Here is an 18,501-nt window from a genome sequence, read left to right on the forward strand (position 1 = left end):
TCTTACTAAGGGGTACCTTAGAATACGGGTGAGGCGCAGCAAGCCATGCTTGCTGCGCCTGGTCGGTATTACCGGGTATATTACCAGCGGTAGTGTGCGAACGCTTTGTTCGCTTCTGCCATACGGTGAACGTCTTCACGTTTCTTAACAGCAGAACCTTTGTTGTCAGCTGCATCCAGCATTTCTGCTGCCAGACGCTGAGCCATAGATTTTTCACCACGCTTACGCGCAGCTTCAACCAACCAACGCATTGCCAGAGCATTACGACGCACTGGACGTACTTCTACTGGAACCTGGTAAGTTGAACCACCCACACGGCGAGACTTAACTTCTACCGCTGGACGAACATTTTCAAGAGCTTTTTCGAAGATAGCTAGCTGTTCTTCACCAGAACGCTCAGCCATTGTGTCTAGTGCAGTGTAAACGATTTTTTCTGCAGTAGATTTTTTACCGTCAACCATTAGGATGTTAACGAATTTTGCCAGCAGTTCAGATTTGAACTTTGGATCTGGAAGGATCTTACGCTGACCGATTACGCGACGACGTGGCATGGATTTTCTCCGTTGTCTTCTTCAGGTTATCCAAAACTTTTCAGTTTCTTCAAAAATAAAATAATTTGTGTTTGGCCTTACTTAACGGAAATCCATTAAGACTTAGGACGCTTCACACCGTACTTAGAACGACCTTGTTTACGGTCGTTAACACCAGCACAGTCAAGTGCACCACGAACGGTGTGGTAACGAACACCTGGAAGGTCTTTAACACGACCACCACGGATCAGAACAACTGAGTGCTCTTGAAGGTTGTGGCCTTCACCACCGATGTATGAAGTAACTTCGAAACCGTTAGTCAGACGAACACGGCACACTTTACGTAGTGCTGAGTTTGGTTTCTTAGGAGTAGTAGTGTATACACGAGTACATACACCACGCTTCTGTGGGCACGCTTCTAGTGCAGGCACGTTGCTTTTTACAACTTGCTTAGCACGTGGCTTACGTACCAACTGGTTAATAGTTGCCATTAAATAGCTCCTGAAAATATTACTTTCGTAAATGTGAAAAATCCGCCTCCCAACAACAGGAGGACGCGAAATTTTAGGCATCGCGCCTAAACGTGTCAAGATATAACCAACGATCAATCAAATGATCATTTCTTAGGCAGGCTAATTCGGTGGTTGTTTCGCCCGTTTTTAGCGGGTTTTAGTCCCATTTCATCTGGGTTTCGTGAGCTTCAGTTAGCGAAACAAAACCTTGATAATCAACGCCTTCAAAACCCTCTCTCAGGCGACCCACCAACCCTCTGGCGTGCAGATCCGGTAACAGGACAGAAATTGTGATGCCCTGGTCGCGCAGGACGGTCAGCGCGTCAAAATTCGCCGTTATGGCTAAAACTGCATCTTGAATCAGCAGAACAGCGTCATCCGCGACGATCGTCGACAGACTTTGTTCAAGTGCACGGCTCTGAAACGGGGAGCTGGTGAAGATATGGAGCATAGTGGCCTCAGAAAGTCAGAATGCGCTGGCAGGCATGCAAGTGGGCAGAAAAGACTTCCGGCTCACAGACCGTGACGTCGATAAGCAGACTGGACGGTTCCACACCCCGCTCTTCCAGTGAACGGCGGCAGACATAAATCTGCTCAATGTCATAGAGATCCAGCATTTTGAACGTCGCAATATAGTCGCGGGACAGGATCGCTTGTGGCGTCTGGTTTGCCAGCAGCTGCATCACACCATCGGCGTGGAAAAAGACCGCGATATCTTCGCTGTAAGCCGAAGTGGCCAATACAGCGTCCAGTCCTTCTCGCCCGCTGGCACTGCCGTGCGGGGCGGTGCGAAATACAAAACCCAGTGTTTTCATGTGTTGTTCCGTTAAAACTGAATCACGCGATCGGCGGTCAGCATGCCCTCAGCCAAGCCGCCCAGTCCGGCCTGTTCAAAACCTTCCGCCAGATTGGTTGTCGGTAGCTGGTTTTGAGTGGCTTCCTGCTGACCCACAATACCGCGTCGCAGGGCAGCCGCGACGCAGGTTTGCAGCTCAACGCCATGGCCGCGGGCTAGCTGTTGCCAGGCCGCAACCAGATCGAACTCATCCGACGCCGGTGCCGTCAGTGCCGACCCATTGTGCACACCGTCCTGGTAGAAAAAGATCCGGGACAGGCTATGGCCTTTCGCCAACACGGCCTCGGCAAACTGATAGGCCGAACGGGCGGCCTGGGTACCGTACGCCGGCCCCTGCACGACCAGCACGTAGGTCAGGCTCATTTTTCGCCGTCCTCGGTTTTACGCTGGCGGATATACAGATACACGGTGTGCTTGGAAATGTTCAGACGATCAGCCACGCGGTTAATGGCATCTTTGATATCAAAGATCCCTTTATCGAACAGTTCCATCACAATCTGACGGTTCTTCGCGTTGTTCGACACATTCTTATCTGCATTGATTTCTTCGATGGTTCGCTCAACGGTCTGGTCCACCAGCTCATCCACATCACTGGCAAAGTTCACGGTCGATGCGGCCTGCTTGGCTTCATCGGTTGGCATGAAGGATTGCAGAATTTGCGAGAATGGCGCATCCAGATTGACGTTAATACACAGCAGACCGATGATGCTGTTATCCGCATTGCGAATGGCAATGGTGATCGATTTCATCAGCGCACCGCCTTTTGCCCGGGTGAAGTAGGCGCGGGAGAAATTGCGCTCCGAGCCTTCGATATCCCGCAGCATTCGCAGTGCCAGGTCTGTGATCGGCGAGCCGACTTTACGGCCGGTATTCTCACCGTTGGCAATCTTAATCGCTGACGTATTCAGATCCGCCAGCGAGTGCAGCACGATCTCACAGAACGGGCCGATCAGGGCGGCCAGTCCATCTACCACCGCCTCGTAAGAACGTAAAATCGTGTAATCATGCTCACTGAAAGCACGGGGCTCGATCAGGTCACTCTCGACCATCACCTCAGAGCCAAAGTTGTCTGTAGAAACCACTCGTCTTCTTCCTTGCTCAATCCCATTGTATTTAGCTTCAGCTGCCGACTGGGAAAACGAAAATAAATAGAATGGGCTAGTCCTGCCCTGCCGGTTGATGCAGCAGTGGACCATACAATTCAAATCTTGCTTGCAAGTTTATCAGAATAATGACAGGAGCCTGAATACTTGATAGCCACGAATCCTGCTGTAATGCACAAAAAACCCGGCTTGAGCCGGGTTTTTGGGATTGTTCACCAGCAGATTAGCTGCCAGTGACGCATTAAATAGGGTGCGGGCGTGTTACTGTGCCGCACTTTCCTGTACTTCTGCCGCAGGGGCATCGGCTTTCACGATATCCAGCAATTCCACTTCAAACACCAACGTTGAATTTGCCGGAATGCTTGGGTTGGCCTGTGAACCGTATGCCAGCTCTGGCGGGATAACGAACGTGTACTTCGAACCAACCGGCATCAGCTGAACACCTTCCGTCCAGCCCGGAATCACTTGATTCAGCGGGAACGTCGCAGGCTGATTACGCTTGTAAGAGCTGTCAAACTCGGTACCGTCGGTCAGTGTGCCTTTGTAGTGCACTTTTACGGTGTCAGTCGCAGCTGGCTTGTCGCCTTCACCCGCTGTCTCTACGTGGTACAGCAGGCCAGATTCTGTTTTCACTACACCGTCTTTTTTCTCAAATTCTGCGCGGAACTCTTCACCGGCTTTCAGGTTTTTATCCGCTTCCGCTTTGGCTTGCTGCTGAACCATTTCAGAAACTCGGTGATCCAAATCCTGCAGCGCTTGCTGTGTTTCTTCCTGAGACAGACGGCTGTTGCCGGCAAACACATCAGTCACACCCGCCAGAACCTGATCGCGGCTTAGCGACAGGCCAAGCTCTTTTTGCTGATCCAGGTTAGCCGCCAGGTATTGTGCCAGTGACGCACCAATGGCGTAAGCCGCTTTATCATCTTCCGTGGCAAAGGTGGCCGGTGCAGCAGATTCTGTTGCGACCTGCTCTACTTTTGCAGGCTCAGCCGGTTTCGTTTCCGCAGTTTTTTCATCTTGACAGCCGACGGCGAGCAGAATAGTTGCGGCCAAAACAGACATCTTTAGAACAGGTTTCATGTATTTCTCCATCATGTGTTGAGGGAAGGTGTATTGCTCTCGGCTCTCCACCTAGCGCTGGAAAGTCCCCTAAAAACGGTTCGTGCGGGAGCGATCTCCCTCTCAATATTGTCCGGTATCATGCCGGGGCGACCGGGGCCGGTATGGTCTCCGGTCAAACTGTATTACTATAGCGACAGTGCAGACGGACCGACGTTCAGCGCTGGTCTCAGTATGCCGCGTGTTTATCACGCTTTTGTGAGGCCCGTGTAATAGGTTGGCCAACAGCCCCCTGTGACCTCACTTTATATGCTTACTTAACAAAGCCAAACGGAACCAGACCTTAATGCAAACAAAAAGATGCATAACCATCTTCATTGTGGCACTTCTCACTCTGAGCGGTTGTTTTTTTTCCGGTGCAGAGCAGCAGCGCTGGTCTTTGGCCGATGAAGGCGCGACCAGCTTCAGCCTGAGTCGTGACGGTCGGTTTGCGCTTTATCACTCAGCCATACAAGGTATCGTGCTGTGGGATTTACAGCAAAACAAAAAGTTAGCAGATTTTGGTTCTCAAGATCCATATCACAATACCGTTCTGAGCAGTGCCATTGCTGACAATGGCCGCTTTGCCATTACTGCCACGGCGCAGAACTTTGCCGTCTGGGATCTCGCTTGGGGCCAGTCGGAAGGTCTGTGGTCGGTTTCCGACGGTACCATTCGCGATGTCGCGATAGCCAACAACGGCCAGCATGTCCTGCTGGCGCTGTCGAACGGTAAAGCACTCTACGTCGATTTGGGCAGCGGAAGACGGCTGGAGTTCCTGGCTCACCGGGAAAAAGTCAATGCGGTCGCCCTGTCGCCCAATGGCCGCTTCGCCCTGTCAGGCGGCAATGACTATAATGCCTATCTGTGGGATACCCAAAGCGGCCAGATTGTCTATCGCTTCCCGCATACCCACCGCATCAGTCAGGTGGCCCTGCAGCGGGACGGCAAACTGGCCATGACGGCTGACGGCGGCAACGACATTGCGATCTGGGATCTGCACACCGGCGAAAAACAATCGGATCTGGCGGTCCGGCTGCGGCAGCAGAACCTGTCGAGCGCCCGTTTCTCCGATGACGGCAGCCGCCTGGTGACCGGCACCCCGGCACGCCGGGTCGAATTGTGGGATACCCGTAGCGGTCAAAACCTGGGACGCTGGGAAGCCGCCGCCCAACAAGATACTCGACCACCGGCAGCAGTGGTGTATGATGTCGCCATTACACCTGAGGGCAACGTGACCTCTGGTACCTCGGCAGGTATCGCCCAGTTGTGGACGACGGAAGAGAAGTAAATGAAAGACATTGACCAACTCCAGGCCCGGATTGATGAGCTGGAAATGAAGCAGGCGTTTCAGGATCAAACCATTGAGGAGCTGAATCAGGCACTGACGGCCCAACAGTTCCTGATTGATAAAATCCATACCCAGATGCAGTTTCTGGTCGGCAAGGTGAAAGGCATGCAGCCGTCGCTGATGGCCTCGGAGTCTGAAGAGACACCACCGCCCCATTACTGAGCCTTGCCGTTTGATACCCAATAAAAACAAAAAAGGAAGCCGAGGCTTCCTTTTTTATTTGCGGTTAAGCGACGCGGTCCGCCAGGGACGGGTCACTTAGTGTGAGCAGCAACCACCTTCGTGATCGTGGTCATGATCATGGTCGTGATCGCCACAGCTGCCGCCGCCACAACAACCGCCACCCTGATGGATGTGGCCATGTGAGATTTCTTCTTCAGTTGCAGCACGTACTGCAACAACTTCAACGTTGAAGCTCAGTGTCTGGCCAGCCAGCATGTGGTTACCGTCAACCACCACGAAGTCACCGTCAACTTCAGTCACTTCTACCGGGATTGGACCCTGGTCAGTATCCGCCAGGAAGCGCATGCCGACAGTGATCTCGTCAACGCCTTGGAATACGTCTGCAGGTACACGCTGAACCATAACGTCCATGTGCTCGCCGTACGCTTCTTCTGGAGCAACAGTCACTTCAAACTTGTCGCCAGCTTCACGGCCTTCAAGTGCCTTTTCCAAACCTACGATCAGGTTGTTGTGACCGTGCAGGTAATCAAGTGGTGCGTCAACAGTTGACTGATCAACTACTACACCGTCTTCTGTTTTCACTTGGTAAGCCAGGCTTACTACCACGTCTTTAGCGACTTTCATGTTTACTCCAATTTTGAACTGGGTATCAAGGGATGTGCGCATGATACCGGATAATGGCACTCAGATGCCAATATTCTCTGTGGGGTTTCCTAGCCGGATTCAGTCTTCCGGCTTGAAGATCCCAATAACTTGCTGTTTCGTCTGGGCAGACAGTTGCTCGCTCTGCTCAACCGATTTAGGCGCACGAACATCGGTATGGCCACACTCGACACACTCTACCCGCTCGACGTCATTTTCCTGCCACCAGCGCAATGTGTCCTGCTTGTTGCACGACGGGCAAACTGCACCGGCGATAAACCGTTTTTTCGCCATTGTTATCGCTCCTTGCCTTCAACCCGCACCCGCCTTCCGGCCGCTCGGTGGGGTGTTAATGGGAACGGCTCAGTCCCAGCCGTTATGCCGCTCCCGCTCACCGCGCATTTCGCGGTCAAAAATTTCTTCCAGTTCCTTGCGGGCTTCTTTGGCCCGCGTCGCCAGGTGGACATCTTCTGAATGCTGCGGCAGTAAATCCCGCAGCGCCGTGGTATCGAGCTTGCGGAAGTGAGCTTCTGCCCGCTTGGCTTGGTAGGGATGCATGCCCAGTGATATGAGGGCCTGACGCCCCAAATCAAGGGCACCGGCAAAAGTTTCCCGGGAAAAGTGCTCGACCCCGTGACTCAATAACTGGTGGGCTTCCACCCGACTGCGGGCACGGGCGAGAATTTTCAGGTGCGGGAAATATTGCTGGCACAACGCCACCACTTCCATCACCTCATCCGGTTCATCGGTACAGATGATAATGGCTTCCGCTTTGTCCGCGCCGGCGGCACGGAGCAAATCCAACTGAGTCGCATCGCCATAATACACCTTGTAGCCGAACTTACGCAGAAACTGGATCTGACTGGGATCCCGTTCCAGGATCGTCACCTTGATCTTATTGGCGAACATCAGCCGCCCCACCACCTGGCCGAAACGGCCAAATCCGGTGATGATCACCCGCGGCTCGCGATCAATCACATCACTCTGCGGTTGCTCCGGGGCAGCGGCTTTAAAGCCGCGCGCAAACCATTTGTCCTGCAGCACCAAAATCAGCGGCGTGGTCATCATCGACAAGCTGACCACCACCAGCAGCGATGAGGTCAATTCATGCCCCAGCAGCCCTTCCCCTTGCGCGGCCGTAAACAGGACGAAGGCAAATTCCCCGCCCTGACTGAGAATCGCCGCCATTTGGCTGCGCGATTTAGCCCGGATCCCAAAAATCCGGGCCAGTCCGTACAGTAACAGCCCTTTAACGCAAATCAGTAACGCCACCGCCAGCACAATTTGAAGCGGGTATTCCCACAGCAACCCAAGGTTGACCGCCATCCCGACAGCAATAAAAAACAGCCCGAGCAACAACCCTTTGAACGGCTCAATCGCAATTTCCAGCTCATGCCGGTATTCGCTTTCAGCCAGCAGGACCCCGGCCAGAAACGTCCCCAGTGCCATCGACAGCCCGAGCGACTGCATCCCGAGTGCTATCCCGATGACCAGCAACAGCGCCGCCACGTTAAACAGCTCCCGGACGTTACTGAGCACTACCCAGCGAAACAGCGGGCGCAGCAAGAAATGACCGCCGACCAGTAGCAGCGTGATCCCGCCCAGCATCCAGACACCATCAAGCCAGCTGCCGCCGCCGCCACCGGCCAGTACCGGCAGGAACGCCAGCATCGGGATCACGGCAATATCCTGAAACAGCAGCACCGCGAATCCGGCCTGTCCGGTTTCGCTGCCGCCCAAGTTCTGCTCTTCAATAACCCGCAAAGCAATCGCGGTCGAAGACAGGGCCAACCCCATACCGACCACCAGTGCATCCCGCCAGCTCAGGGCTGGTAGCCACGACTGCGCGAGCAGCAATAGCGAGGCAATGACCAAACTGGTCAGCACCACCTGGCTGCCCCCCAGCCCGAGAATGGGCTTACGCATCTGCCACAGTTTTTTCGGGTTCAGCTCCAGACCAATCAGAAACAGCAGCAGGACCACCCCAAACTCGGAAAAGTGCAGGATGGCGTCTACGTCGGAGATCAGCCCCAGCCCCCACGGGCCGATCGCGATCCCCGCCAGCAGATAACCCAATACGGAACCCAGCCCCAGCCGCTGGGCAATCGGCACAGCGACCACGGCCGCGGCCAGAAAAACCACGCTGCTGGACAAAATATCACTGGCCATCACGCACCTCCCTGAGCATAGCCAGCGGATCGTTCAGCCACGCTCGGTAAAGGCGCGCATGCTCATCCCGCTCGGCCACCGGCACCCGTCTTGCCCAGTGCAGCACCAGAGGGGGAATCCACTCCATCCGGCACAAGGCCGCACACAATTCAAAAGGACGGAGAATGTCATCTATCGAGCTGCGGTTATAGCCATCCGGGGTGTAAGCTTCTGCCGCCCCGCCGGTAGTCACCACTGACCGCCAGTACTTTCCCAGGGTCTGCTCCCCTTCCCCGTGGGCAAACCCCTTGGTCAGAATCACATCCATCCATTCCTTGAGCAGCGCGGGACAAGAATACATATACAGCGGATGCTGGAACACGATGACATCATGCTGCTGCACCAGTGCCCGCTCACGACTAACATCGATGAAAAAATCCGGGTAGGCCGCATACAGGTCATGCACCGTCACATGAGGCAGATCGGCAATCGCCCGGAGCATGTCACGGTTGGCGATAGAGGCCTGAGGATCGGGGTGGGCATAAATTACCAGAACGCGCGGGGGTCCGTGTGAGGTCATAACACTCCTTGTCGGCAGACAAACCGGTTGAGGCTGCCTGCCCTGTTCACCTTACCTGATACTCACATAATACATAATAACGCTCGTATGAGCAGGGATTTATCACCGCGGTTCACCCGCCGGAACGGATTAGCAGTTACGGCGGCTTTGCGTTAGACTGCCGCACATCTCTCTACAGGTATCAAGTTTCTCGGAGCGGGGACCTCCCCGGCACAATCAATGATCACGTTTTCCGATATTCAACTGCTGCGCGGCGGCAAAATCCTGCTCGATAAAGCCACCGCCACGATTCACCCGGGTGACAAAGTCGGCCTGGTCGGCAAGAACGGCTGCGGCAAGTCGACCCTGTTTGCGCTGCTGAAGCATGAACTGAGCGTGGATGCCGGCAACTGCCAGTACCCGGCAGGCTGGGAGCTGGCCTGGGTTGCCCAGGAAACCCCGGCACTGGAGCGCAGTGCCCTGGAATACGTGATCGACGGTGACCGGGAATACCGCCAACTGGAAGCAGACCTGCTGGCAGCCGAACAAGCCAATAATGGTACCCGGGTCGCCGAACTGCACGGCAAGCTGGATGCCATCGGCGGCTACAGCATCCGGGCCCGCGCCTCGGAGCTGCTGGACGGGCTGGGCTTTTCCCAGGACCAGATGGACTGGAACCTGACCCAGTTCTCCGGTGGCTGGCGGATGCGACTTAACCTGGCGCAGGCGCTGCTGTGTCGCTCCGATCTGCTGCTGCTCGATGAACCGACCAACCACTTGGATCTTGATGCGGTTCTGTGGCTGGAAAAATGGCTACAAGGTTATCGCGGCACGCTGCTGCTGATCTCCCACGACCGGGATTTTCTTGATCCAATCGTGAACCGCATTGTTCACATTGAGAACCAGGGGCTGAACAGCTACACCGGTAACTACTCATCGTTTGAAACACAGCGGGCAGACAAACTGCTGCAACAACAAGCCACATTCCAGAAACAGCAGAAACAGATTGCCCACATGCAGTCCTACATCGACCGTTTCCGCTATAAAGCCAGCAAGGCCCGTCAGGCACAGAGCCGGATCAAGGCGCTGGAGCGGATGGAAAAAGTGCTGCCGGCCCAGTTTGATAACCCGTTCAGCTTCGAGTTTCGCGAGCCGAGCGCCCTGCCGAATCCAATCCTGATGATGGAACAGGTATCAGCCGGGTATGCCGACAAACTGATTCTCGAACACATCCGCCTCAATCTGGTCCCGGGCAGCCGAATTGGCCTGCTGGGGCGCAACGGTGCCGGTAAATCGACCCTGATTAAAATGCTGGCCGGTGAGCTGCCGGCCAAAGCGGGTGAGCTGACCTACTCGCAAGGGGTAAAGATCGGCTACTTCGCCCAGCATCAGCTGGAAACCCTGTACATGGACGACACCCCAGTTCAGCACATGGTACGTTTGGCACCAGAGGCCACTGAGCAGCAACTGCGGGACTACCTCGGCAGCTTCGGTTTTATCGGTGACAAGGCTCTGGAGCCCGTCGGCCCGTTCTCGGGCGGTGAGAAGGCCCGTCTGGTACTGGCTCTGATTGTCTGGCAGCGACCAAACCTGTTGCTGCTCGATGAACCGACCAACCACCTGGATCTCGACATGCGTCAGGCCCTGACTCTGGCCCTGCAATCGTACGAAGGGGCCATGGTCATCGTCAGCCACGACCGCTACCTGCTGCGCGCGACCACTGACGATTTGTATCTGGTGCATGACCGCAAGGTTGAGCCGTTCAATGGCGATCTGAACGACTACCACAAATGGCTGACAGAGCTGCAGCGTACCGAGCGCCGCGAACAACAGGCCATTAAGCCGGATGCATCGAAAGACAACAGCGCCGCCTCCCGGAAAGAACAAAAACGCCTGGAAGCGGAGTTTCGTAAGCTGACAGCCCCACTGCGCAAGCAAATTGAGAAGCTGGACAAACAGATGGAGACGCTGGGCGAGAAACTGGCGAATGCCGAGGCCCAGCTCTCTGACAGCAGTATCTATGAAGCGGACAACAAAGCCCGGCTGAACGAACAAATGCAACTGCAAGCCAGCGCCAAAACCGAGCTGGAAGACGTGGAAATGGCCTGGATGGAACTGCATGAGCAGCTGGAAGTCATGGAAGCGGAATTTCAGGCCCGTTAATCAGTTAAACCGGACAACCGTGATGCCAAACCCTGCCCCTGATACGCTGACAGACCAAACCCAGGCTTTCTGGGAATTTGCTCTGACGCATTATGCCCGCCTCGGTGTGGAACAGGCATGCCTGTGCTTACAGGACAGCTATCAGGGCAATGTGAACCTGGCCTTGCTGCTGCATTGGCTGGACACTCAGGCACAGGCGCTGCCGGCAGACGCTCTGCCGGCCTTGTTGGCCGCCCTGACAGATACCGACGCCCTGCTCAGCCATTTTCGTCAACTGCGCCGGGAGCTGAAACCCGGGCTGGCGCCCACCGCCTACCGCAAGCTACTCGACTTTGAGCTGGCACTGGAAAAACGCCAGCACCGCGATCTGCTGGCGGCGCTGGCAAGGTCTTGCCCTGTCCCTCACCCCGCAGACAATCAGCCCAATCCTCAGCCGCCTAATCTGGCCAACTACGCCCGCCAGCTCGGCTTACCGGATACCCTGCTCAACCAGCTGCGGGGAGCAGCGTCTGAGGGCAGATGATCTTTCGCGTCAGGAGCGCGTACACTTACCCAAAAGGTCTAGAAGGATTTCCCATGACTCCGTTTGAACCGGCCAATGGGCTGCGTAACCCCCATCTGCAAACCCTGCTGCCCCGCTTTCTGCGGCGCAAGCCTCTGTTTACCCCCGTCACGCAGCGGATAGAAACGCCGGACGGCGATTTTCTCGATCTGGCCTGGACCGCAGCACCGGATACCTGCCGTGCTGAGCAACCGGTCATGGTGCTGTTTCATGGCCTAGAAGGCAGCTTTCGCAGCCCGTATGCCAATGGCCTGCTGCACGCCGCCCACAATCAGGGCTGGTTGGGCGTGATGATGCACTTTCGCGGCTGCAGCGGGGAAATAAACCGCCATCCCCGCAGCTACCACTCCGGGGAAACCAGCGATGCCCGTTTTTTCCTGCGCTGGCTGCGGGAAAAATTGCCAAGCCAGCCGTTTTTTGCTGTCGGGGTTTCGCTGGGTGGTAACATGCTGGTTAACTATCTGGCCGAAACCGGCACCTCATCCGACTTACTGGCAGCTCAGGCCATCTCGCCACCGCTCGATCTGGCGGCCTGTTCCGCCCGGATCGAACAGGGTTTTTCCCGGGTGTATCAACAATACCTGCTGGGCTCGATGAAGCGGACCCTGAGCCAAAAACTGGCCGTGTTGCCCGGCGCGATGCCGCTGTCACCGGATCAGGCTGAGCAGATCCGTACCCTGCGCCAGTTTGATGATATGGTGACCGCCCCCTTGCACGGCTTCGCGGATGCCGATGACTACTATCAGCGCTGCAGCGGCCTGACCAAACTGACCGACATCACCACGCCACTGCGGATCATCCACGCCAAAGATGATCCTTTCATGACCGAGGCCGTGATCCCGGCGCAGCCGTTACCGGCGCACATCGTGTACGATCTCTGCCCGTACGGCGGCCATGTCGGGTTTGTGACCGGCAGCTGGCGGCGACCGGATTTCTGGCTGGAAACCACCGTGCCGGAATGGTTCAGCCCTTTCCTGCCAGCAGACGCCGACCACGACTAGCACCAGCGCTCTACAACTGGCGAAATTCCCCCTATAATTTCGCCAGATTTCGCAACTACCGAGTATTTCCTATGATTATTCCCTGGCAAGAGATTGATCCCGAAACCCTCAACAACCTGATTGAGCATTTTGTCCTGCGTGAAGGGACCGATTACGGTGAGCGTGAGCTCAGCATGGATGAGAAAGTCAGCCGGGTTCGCCAGCAACTGGAACGGGGTGAGGCCGTGATTGTCTACTCCGAACTGCACGAAACCGTGGATATTAAACTGCGCCGTCACCTGGGCTAACTGCCTCTACGCGTTCCGTTTTCTGGTCGGCATTTTTCACAATCCAGCTTGACCTGACCGCGCCACCCTGTTAATAACTCTTTCCGTTAATGTTAACGACAGGGTTTGTCATGTCTGCAAAACATCCCATTATTGCAGTAACAGGGTCCTCAGGGGCGGGTACCTCCACCACCTCGGAAGCATTTCGTAAGATGTTCAATATGATGAACATCAACGCCGCCTGGCTGGAAGGTGACAGTTTTCACCGCTTCACCCGACCGGAGATGGATGTGGAAATCCGTAAAGCCAAAGAGCAGGGCCGCCACATCAGCTACTTCGGCCCGCAAGCGAATGATTTCCCCCTGCTGGAATCTTTTTTCCGCCAGTACGGCGAGGATAGTAGCGGGAAATTCCGCCGCTATCTGCACACCTTCGATGAGGCGGTGCCTTACAACCAGATGCCGGGGACATTCACCCCGTGGCAGGATTTACCGGAAAACACCGATGTGCTGTTCTATGAAGGGCTGCACGGCGGGGTTGTGGATGGCGACACCAATGTTGCCCAGCATGTGGATCTGCTGATCGGCATGGTGCCTATTGTCAACCTGGAATGGATCCAGAAGATCGTGCGCGACACCCGCGATCGCGGCCATTCACGGGAAGCCGTGATGGATTCAATTGTCCGCTCAATGGATGATTACCTGAACTACATCACGCCGCAGTTCTCCCGCACCCATATCAACTTCCAGCGCGTCCCGACGGTCGACACCTCGAACCCGCTCAGTGCCAAGGCGATCCCGAGCCTGGATGAGAGCTTTGTAGTGATCCGCTTCCGCGGTATCAAGAAAGTCGATTTTCCTTACCTGCTGGCGATGATTCAGGGCTCTTTCATGTCACGCCACAACACCCTGGTGGTGCCGGGCGGCAAGATGAGTTTTGCGATGGAGCTGATTATGCGTCCACTGATCCAGCAGTTAATTGATACCGGCAAGATCAGCTAATCACGACGAGGTGTTATTGAGCTTGGCTTAGCGAGCAGCGTGAACGAACCGTCCTCAGCGCCGCACCCGGTACCGACAAGACACCGCCCGCCCAGTGCATTGCACCGGGCGGGCGGCAATTTAACATATCAGGCGTTCTCGTCAGTTAACTGACGATAGCCGATTAATCCTGAGCGATCACTTCATAAGAGTGCGTCATTTCTACCCCTTCCCCCAGCATCAGGCAAACCGAGCAGTATTTTTCCAGTGAATCAGCCACGGTTTTGGCGACCACCGCTTCATCCAGATCGTGGCCGGCGACCACAAAATGAATGTTGGCAGAAGTAAACAGACGCGGGGCCTGCTCACGTCGTACTGAGGTAATTTGCGCTTCGCAGGCCGTGATTTTCTGCCCGGCAGATTTCAGGCCGTCAACCACATCTACCGAACTGCAGCCACCCGCAGCCATTAAAACCATTTCCATCGGACTTGGCGCTTTTTCTCCGCCGTTTCCGTCCATCACCACGCTGTGGCCGGAATTTGACTGACCCAAAAAGGTCAAATTCTCGACCCATTTCACTCGTGATTGCATGGCTTTCTCCTTCTCTAAAATAGGGTGTTTTGGCACTATCTGACAACTGTGTGATCATGTGCACACTTATGACCACGAAATGGCCTTTTCCGATAGATCAATATCAAGAAATACGCGCCGAAAAAAGATAAACTCTGAACTAATTATTCACGTGAGCTTGCAGCCCAGCGGTTGACTGAATATCCTAAACGGCGAACAAATTATTGTTAGGCCCAGCCTCAAACTTATAGGGACGTCGTTGTTGGGCAACAAACGCAGAGGAAGTTAGTAATATGGTTCCAGGTAAACCTCAAACAGATCCAACTCTAGAGTGGTTTCTTTCCCATTGCCACATCCACAAGTACCCATCAAAAAGTACGTTGATCCATGCAGGGGAAAAAGCGGAAACACTCTACTACATCGTTAAGGGTTCTGTTGCTGTCCTAATCAAGGATGAAGAAGGCAAGGAGATGATCCTGTCATACCTAAACCAGGGTGACTTCATCGGTGAGCTTGGCCTGTTCGAAGAAGGCCAGGAGCGTACTGCTTGGGTTCGCGCGAAGACCCCATGCGAAGTGGCAGAAATTTCATTCAAGAAATTCCGCCAGCTGATTCAGGTTAACCCTGATATTCTGATGCGCTTGTCAGCACAGATGGCTCGCCGTCTGCAAGTGACCAGCCAGAAAGTCGGCGACCTGGCATTCCTGGACGTAACAGGCCGCATTGCTCAGACACTTCTGAACCTGGCAAAACAGCCGGATGCAATGACTCACCCGGATGGCATGCAGATTAAGATCACCCGTCAGGAAATCGGTCAGATTGTTGGCTGTTCCCGTGAAACGGTTGGCCGTATTCTGAAGATGCTGGAAGAGCAGAACCTGATCTCTGCGCACGGTAAAACCATCGTGGTTTACGGTACGCGCTAAGATGCCGCTGCAACGTCAGTGAAAAAAGCCGCGCTCAGCGGCTTTTTTATTATCAGCCACCGGCATACCAACTAGCCCTTATCCCTTTATGCACCCCCTGCTTCAGAGTCCCTCTCACGACGTCCCCCTCGCTCATTACCGTGTTGCCAGGAACCGTACTTAGCAACATTGGCGGGACTTGAATGCTCGCGACACCCAGCAGCGCGAGAGATCGCCCGGCGTTGCGGCGCGATACATCCGAGAGTTGCCGACACGCTCACCCTTTTCCCCCTTGCCTCCGGCCGGACAAGTGCTACATTCAGGAGAGACGCCTATGCAACTGATGCAAGGTCCTGACACGGATAACAGATATGGATATCGAGCGTTTTTCCCCGCACCAGCCCTCATTGAGCCCGGCTATCATTGCCCCGTTGCCTGCCACCGTCGAGTTGACCGGCTTTAGCGGCAACCGCCATTACCATGAGCAAACAACCTTACAGGACGGCTGTCCGGCTGCCCTGCCGTTGCCACCGCTGGATTGCCAGCACTGACGCTGATAACCGATGCCTGCCATGCGCTGGCACTAAACACCATCCCACAAACATGTGGTACGAAACAGCAGAGCCTGAACGAAAAAAGCCCTGCAACAACCGCTGCGGGGCAAAGGGAAAGCATCTCATTGGGATTCTGATCGGTTATCGCTATTGACCAGAGAGCAGCCTTGAAGGTCAGACCCTCAAGGCTTGGTGACCCATTCTGCGATAAATGGGCGTTTTACATGTTCGTACTTTCGAAGATCTTGTCGGCAGATGCTTCTACAAAGCCCGAGTACAACTCACCGTCAGGCATTGGGTAACGCTTAGCGAACTCATAGAAGCCACCCGGAATCGAGTGAACACCATCCGTAAAGCCGACATCAACCCGATCAGCCATGGTCGATGACTGTTCCAGCAGCACTTCAGGGCTGCCTTTGACTTCACCACCTGACTCATTGATGACAAACCCGTTGTGACGCAGCAGCTGGTTCACCTCAACCACTTCGGTAAACTGCTCAAGCTGATTGATGCTGACCGTAAAGTGGTTAGCCCCGTAACCGTGCGCAGCCACCCAACCTGCATACTCACTTTCTGCTGACAGCATGTCGTAGGTCGCAAAATCCAGCTCCCACAAACGGCCGCCGTACAGGAACGCAGGATCATTCAGCGCCTCTTCCGGTACTTGGTTAACCAGCTCACGCACCGCTTGCTGCAGTTCAGAACTGAATTGTCCAACCATCAACTCACTGATGAACACTTTCGGTGCACGCGGGTTCGGGTGCTCAAAGTGCTCAGCATACAGCTTCTTCGCTTCGAAATGATACTTGCCGCACGGTTTGTAGCCGATCGCGATAAACGGCGCCGCCAGGCGATCCAGTCCCACTTTGGGCAGGTTGAAGGTCCGCAACGCAATATGATCATTAAGCAGCGGTTCGTCTTCGGTCAGCAGGTCATGAACCTGCGCCGCTGACGGACACAAACGCTGAATGTAATCCTGCCACAGCCCTTCAAACAGTTTCTCTACCCTTTCCATGTGTTTGCCATCCTCTTAACTAAAGTGAATTCAGGCGCCCGGATTTACAGGCTGATCCCCGGTGATAGTTGCGCCGGAACTTCAGTGTGGTCGCCTTCCATTGATGCCATTGGGTAGGCACAGTAGTCTGCCGCGTAGTACGCACTTGGACGCAGGTTGCCCGAAGCCCCCGGACCACCGAACGGTGCATCACCGCTTGCGCCCGTCAGCTGACGGTTACGGTTCACGACACCGGCACGGATATGGTCAATGAAGTATTGCCACTCGCTGTCGTCGGTAGAAACCAGACCAGCAGACAGGCCGTAACGGGTGTTGTTTGCCAGCTCAACCGCCTGCTCCAGATCATCATAGCGAGCCACTTGCAGCAGCGGACCGAAATATTCTTCATCCGGCAGCACGGCAATATCACTGACTTCGATGATACCCGGCGTCACCACGGCGCCCTGGCCGCGAGTCGCTTCCAGCAGCGGTTTGCCACCCAGTTCAATCAGGTTAGCCTGAGCACGGATAATGTTGTCTGCGGCCTGAACCGAAATCTGCGGCCCCATAAACGGTGCCGGCTCATCGAACTGGCCACCCACTTTAATGTTGCCGGCAACTTCAATCAGACGAGCCAACACGGCATCGCCAGCTTCCCCTTTCGGCAGGTACAGGCGACGGGCACAGGTACAACGCTGACCGGCACTAATAAACGCTGACTGAATAATAGTGTAGACGGTTGCATCCAGCTCACCATACTGGGAGGAGATCACCATCGGGTTGTTGCCGCCCATTTCCAGCGCCAGCATTTTGCCCGGCTGACCAGCAAACTGACGGTGCAGCAAGTGGCCGGTATTGGCACTGCCGGTAAACAGCAGACCATCAATCCCGTTTGATCCTGCCAGCGCTTCACCCGTTGCTCGCGCACCCTGAACCAGGTTGAGCACGCCAGCTGGCAGACCCGCCTGTTGCCACAGTTTCATGGTCTCTTCCGCGATTTTCGGCGTCAGGTCAGACGGTTTGAACACCACGGTATTCCCCGCCAGCAGCGCCGGTACGATGTGACCGTTTGGCAGGTGCCCCGGGAAGTTGTAAGGACCGAATACGGCCATAACACCCAGCGGACGGTGACGCAGGACAGCCTGTGTCCCCGCCACATCTTTTTGTTTTTCACCGGTACGCTCGTGGTAAGCACGCAGGGAAATGGCAATTTTGCCGACCATCGCACCAGCTTCGGTGCGGGTTTCCCATAGCGGTTTACCGGTTTCTTCGGCGATCACGGTTGCAATCGCTTCTGCATTCTCTTTTACCAGCTCAGCAAAACGCTCGACAATCGCCTGACGCTCCGCAAACGGGGTATGACGCCAGCTCAGCAGCGCCTGACGCGCACTGGCTACCGCCTGCTCAACCTGCTCACCCGTTGCCGCGCGGCCTTCCCAGACCACGTTACCTGTAAACGGGTCCAGCGACTGCATCGCTTCCCCTTCACCCGCTACCCAGCGGCCTGCGATCCATTGAGTCAT

Annotated in this window: 23 protein-coding genes; 9 read left to right on the forward strand and 14 right to left on the reverse strand. The window is 55.2% G+C overall.

Translation table 11 applies throughout. The features are described from left to right. Nucleotides 1–80 precede the first annotated feature (80 nt). The 7 genes from rpsG to fkpA all read right to left on the reverse strand — a co-directional run bounded on the left by rpsG (nt 81) and on the right by fkpA (nt 4,081). Complete coding sequence (gene rpsG, locus PGW97_RS15020; RefSeq protein ID WP_047887125.1) at nt 81–551, reverse strand: 30S ribosomal protein S7; 471 nt, start codon at nt 549–551, stop codon at nt 81–83. 95 nt (nt 552–646) lie between these two features. Next, nucleotides 647–1,021: a 30S ribosomal protein S12 gene (gene rpsL, locus PGW97_RS15025; protein WP_004399892.1), complete on the reverse strand. Its 375-nt coding sequence runs from the start codon at nt 1,019–1,021 to the stop codon at nt 647–649. Nucleotides 1,022–1,199: 178 nt separating this feature from the next. Then, a complete protein-coding gene (gene tusB / locus PGW97_RS15030) occupies nt 1,200–1,493 on the reverse strand; it encodes a sulfurtransferase complex subunit TusB (protein ID WP_273857610.1) in 294 nt (97 codons plus the stop codon). Between the two features lie 7 nt (nt 1,494–1,500). Further along, a complete protein-coding gene (tusC, locus tag PGW97_RS15035) occupies nt 1,501–1,857 on the reverse strand; it encodes a sulfurtransferase complex subunit TusC (RefSeq protein WP_047887127.1) in 357 nt (118 codons plus the stop codon). 11 nt (nt 1,858–1,868) lie between these two features. Continuing rightward, nucleotides 1,869–2,261 carry a sulfurtransferase complex subunit TusD gene (tusD, locus tag PGW97_RS15040; RefSeq protein ID WP_273857612.1) on the reverse strand — a complete coding sequence of 131 codons (393 nt, stop codon included), beginning with the start codon at nt 2,259–2,261 and terminating at the stop codon, nt 1,869–1,871. Continuing rightward, the gene (locus tag PGW97_RS15045) at nt 2,258–2,980 is read right to left on the reverse strand and encodes a helix-turn-helix transcriptional regulator (protein ID WP_047887129.1); all 723 of its coding nucleotides are present in this window, start codon (nt 2,978–2,980) and stop codon (nt 2,258–2,260) included. The genes tusD and PGW97_RS15045 overlap by 4 nt, the downstream gene beginning before the upstream one ends. A 282-nt stretch (nt 2,981–3,262) precedes the next feature. Beyond that, entirely contained in the window at nt 3,263–4,081 is an 819-nt protein-coding gene (fkpA, locus tag PGW97_RS15050; protein WP_217391749.1) for an FKBP-type peptidyl-prolyl cis-trans isomerase, read from the reverse strand. Nucleotides 4,082–4,406: 325 nt separating this feature from the next. On the opposite strand from fkpA, the gene PGW97_RS15055 reads away from it, so the two are divergent. Together PGW97_RS15055 and PGW97_RS15060 are read left to right on the forward strand one after the other, a co-directional pair. Continuing rightward, nucleotides 4,407–5,390, forward strand: a complete 984-nt coding sequence (locus PGW97_RS15055) for a WD40 repeat domain-containing protein (protein ID WP_217391748.1) — start codon at nt 4,407–4,409, stop codon at nt 5,388–5,390. Beyond that, the gene (locus PGW97_RS15060; RefSeq protein WP_047887132.1) at nt 5,391–5,612 is read left to right on the forward strand and encodes a SlyX family protein; all 222 of its coding nucleotides are present in this window, start codon (nt 5,391–5,393) and stop codon (nt 5,610–5,612) included. It abuts the gene before it with no gap. Between the two features lie 96 nt (nt 5,613–5,708). Here the strand turns inward: PGW97_RS15060 and slyD are convergent, their stop codons facing one another. The 4 genes from slyD to kefG all read right to left on the reverse strand — a co-directional run bounded on the left by slyD (nt 5,709) and on the right by kefG (nt 9,003). Continuing rightward, complete coding sequence (gene slyD, locus PGW97_RS15065) at nt 5,709–6,257, reverse strand: peptidylprolyl isomerase (protein ID WP_047887133.1); 549 nt, start codon at nt 6,255–6,257, stop codon at nt 5,709–5,711. A gap of 99 nt (nt 6,258–6,356) precedes the next feature. Beyond that, complete coding sequence (locus PGW97_RS15070; protein ID WP_047887134.1) at nt 6,357–6,569, reverse strand: YheV family putative zinc ribbon protein; 213 nt, start codon at nt 6,567–6,569, stop codon at nt 6,357–6,359. A gap of 69 nt (nt 6,570–6,638) precedes the next feature. Further along, on the reverse strand, nt 6,639–8,444 hold the full coding sequence (gene kefB / locus PGW97_RS15075) for a glutathione-regulated potassium-efflux system protein KefB (RefSeq protein ID WP_273857618.1): 1,806 nt from the start codon (nt 8,442–8,444) through the stop codon (nt 6,639–6,641). After that, nucleotides 8,434–9,003, reverse strand: coding sequence for a glutathione-regulated potassium-efflux system ancillary protein KefG (gene kefG / locus PGW97_RS15080; RefSeq protein ID WP_047887136.1), 570 nt, complete (start codon nt 9,001–9,003; stop codon nt 8,434–8,436). The genes kefB and kefG overlap by 11 nt, the downstream gene beginning before the upstream one ends. Before the next feature lie 219 nt (nt 9,004–9,222). On the opposite strand from kefG, the gene PGW97_RS15085 reads away from it, so the two are divergent. From PGW97_RS15085 to PGW97_RS15105, 5 genes are all read left to right on the forward strand, one after another. Beyond that, nucleotides 9,223–11,145, forward strand: coding sequence for an ABC transporter ATP-binding protein (locus PGW97_RS15085; protein WP_273857621.1), 1,923 nt, complete (start codon nt 9,223–9,225; stop codon nt 11,143–11,145). A 22-nt stretch (nt 11,146–11,167) separates the two neighbouring features. Further along, a complete protein-coding gene (locus PGW97_RS15090; protein WP_273857623.1) occupies nt 11,168–11,668 on the forward strand; it encodes a TIGR02444 family protein in 501 nt (166 codons plus the stop codon). 53 nt (nt 11,669–11,721) lie between these two features. Further along, nucleotides 11,722–12,708 carry a hydrolase gene (locus tag PGW97_RS15095; protein ID WP_273857625.1) on the forward strand — a complete coding sequence of 329 codons (987 nt, stop codon included), beginning with the start codon at nt 11,722–11,724 and terminating at the stop codon, nt 12,706–12,708. A gap of 71 nt (nt 12,709–12,779) precedes the next feature. Next, nucleotides 12,780–12,995, forward strand: a complete 216-nt coding sequence (locus PGW97_RS15100) for a YheU family protein (RefSeq protein WP_047887140.1) — start codon at nt 12,780–12,782, stop codon at nt 12,993–12,995. A gap of 110 nt (nt 12,996–13,105) precedes the next feature. Continuing rightward, a complete protein-coding gene (locus PGW97_RS15105; RefSeq protein ID WP_047887141.1) occupies nt 13,106–13,975 on the forward strand; it encodes a phosphoribulokinase in 870 nt (289 codons plus the stop codon). A gap of 163 nt (nt 13,976–14,138) precedes the next feature. Here PGW97_RS15105 and PGW97_RS15110 read toward each other — a convergent pair whose 3' ends face one another. Further along, a complete protein-coding gene (locus PGW97_RS15110; RefSeq protein WP_217391476.1) occupies nt 14,139–14,546 on the reverse strand; it encodes an OsmC family protein in 408 nt (135 codons plus the stop codon). Nucleotides 14,547–14,818: 272 nt separating this feature from the next. On the opposite strand from PGW97_RS15110, the gene crp reads away from it, so the two are divergent. Then, nucleotides 14,819–15,451, forward strand: coding sequence for a cAMP-activated global transcriptional regulator CRP (crp, locus tag PGW97_RS15115; protein WP_027250650.1), 633 nt, complete (start codon nt 14,819–14,821; stop codon nt 15,449–15,451). 350 nt (nt 15,452–15,801) lie between these two features. Continuing rightward, nucleotides 15,802–15,981, forward strand: coding sequence for a hypothetical protein (locus PGW97_RS15120; protein WP_273857631.1), 180 nt, complete (start codon nt 15,802–15,804; stop codon nt 15,979–15,981). 223 nt (nt 15,982–16,204) lie between these two features. Here PGW97_RS15120 and PGW97_RS15125 read toward each other — a convergent pair whose 3' ends face one another. Together PGW97_RS15125 and astD are read right to left on the reverse strand one after the other, a co-directional pair. Next, complete coding sequence (locus tag PGW97_RS15125; protein ID WP_047887144.1) at nt 16,205–16,999, reverse strand: DUF1338 domain-containing protein; 795 nt, start codon at nt 16,997–16,999, stop codon at nt 16,205–16,207. A 44-nt stretch (nt 17,000–17,043) separates the two neighbouring features. After that, entirely contained in the window at nt 17,044–18,501 is a 1,458-nt protein-coding gene (gene astD, locus PGW97_RS15130; RefSeq protein ID WP_047887145.1) for a succinylglutamate-semialdehyde dehydrogenase, read from the reverse strand.

Source organism: Photobacterium sp. GSS17 (assembly GCF_028621875.1).
Classification (GTDB): domain Bacteria; phylum Pseudomonadota; class Gammaproteobacteria; order Enterobacterales; family Vibrionaceae; genus Photobacterium; species Photobacterium ganghwense.

Coding starts and splice junctions, on each gene's coding strand:
- PGW97_RS15090 (WP_273857623.1), top strand. CDS start 11,168: ATGCCAAACCCTGCCCCTGATACGCTGACAGACCAAACCCAGGCTTTC.
- kefG (WP_047887136.1), bottom strand. CDS start 9,003: ATGACCTCACACGGACCCCCGCGCGTTCTGGTAATTTATGCCCACCCC.
- fkpA (WP_217391749.1), bottom strand. CDS start 4,081: ATGAAACCTGTTCTAAAGATGTCTGTTTTGGCCGCAACTATTCTGCTC.
- PGW97_RS15105 (WP_047887141.1), top strand. CDS start 13,106: ATGTCTGCAAAACATCCCATTATTGCAGTAACAGGGTCCTCAGGGGCG.
- astD (WP_047887145.1), bottom strand. CDS start 18,501: ATGACTCAATGGATCGCAGGCCGCTGGGTAGCGGGTGAAGGGGAAGCG.
- crp (WP_027250650.1), top strand. CDS start 14,819: ATGGTTCCAGGTAAACCTCAAACAGATCCAACTCTAGAGTGGTTTCTT.
- PGW97_RS15100 (WP_047887140.1), top strand. CDS start 12,780: ATGATTATTCCCTGGCAAGAGATTGATCCCGAAACCCTCAACAACCTG.
- rpsL (WP_004399892.1), bottom strand. CDS start 1,021: ATGGCAACTATTAACCAGTTGGTACGTAAGCCACGTGCTAAGCAAGTT.
- PGW97_RS15085 (WP_273857621.1), top strand. CDS start 9,223: ATGATCACGTTTTCCGATATTCAACTGCTGCGCGGCGGCAAAATCCTG.
- tusB (WP_273857610.1), bottom strand. CDS start 1,493: ATGCTCCATATCTTCACCAGCTCCCCGTTTCAGAGCCGTGCACTTGAA.
- PGW97_RS15070 (WP_047887134.1), bottom strand. CDS start 6,569: ATGGCGAAAAAACGGTTTATCGCCGGTGCAGTTTGCCCGTCGTGCAAC.
- tusD (WP_273857612.1), bottom strand. CDS start 2,261: ATGAGCCTGACCTACGTGCTGGTCGTGCAGGGGCCGGCGTACGGTACC.
- tusC (WP_047887127.1), bottom strand. CDS start 1,857: ATGAAAACACTGGGTTTTGTATTTCGCACCGCCCCGCACGGCAGTGCC.
- PGW97_RS15120 (WP_273857631.1), top strand. CDS start 15,802: ATGGATATCGAGCGTTTTTCCCCGCACCAGCCCTCATTGAGCCCGGCT.
- kefB (WP_273857618.1), bottom strand. CDS start 8,444: ATGGCCAGTGATATTTTGTCCAGCAGCGTGGTTTTTCTGGCCGCGGCC.
- PGW97_RS15125 (WP_047887144.1), bottom strand. CDS start 16,999: ATGGAAAGGGTAGAGAAACTGTTTGAAGGGCTGTGGCAGGATTACATT.
- PGW97_RS15055 (WP_217391748.1), top strand. CDS start 4,407: ATGCAAACAAAAAGATGCATAACCATCTTCATTGTGGCACTTCTCACT.
- PGW97_RS15095 (WP_273857625.1), top strand. CDS start 11,722: ATGACTCCGTTTGAACCGGCCAATGGGCTGCGTAACCCCCATCTGCAA.
- PGW97_RS15060 (WP_047887132.1), top strand. CDS start 5,391: ATGAAAGACATTGACCAACTCCAGGCCCGGATTGATGAGCTGGAAATG.
- PGW97_RS15110 (WP_217391476.1), bottom strand. CDS start 14,546: ATGCAATCACGAGTGAAATGGGTCGAGAATTTGACCTTTTTGGGTCAG.
- rpsG (WP_047887125.1), bottom strand. CDS start 551: ATGCCACGTCGTCGCGTAATCGGTCAGCGTAAGATCCTTCCAGATCCA.
- slyD (WP_047887133.1), bottom strand. CDS start 6,257: ATGAAAGTCGCTAAAGACGTGGTAGTAAGCCTGGCTTACCAAGTGAAA.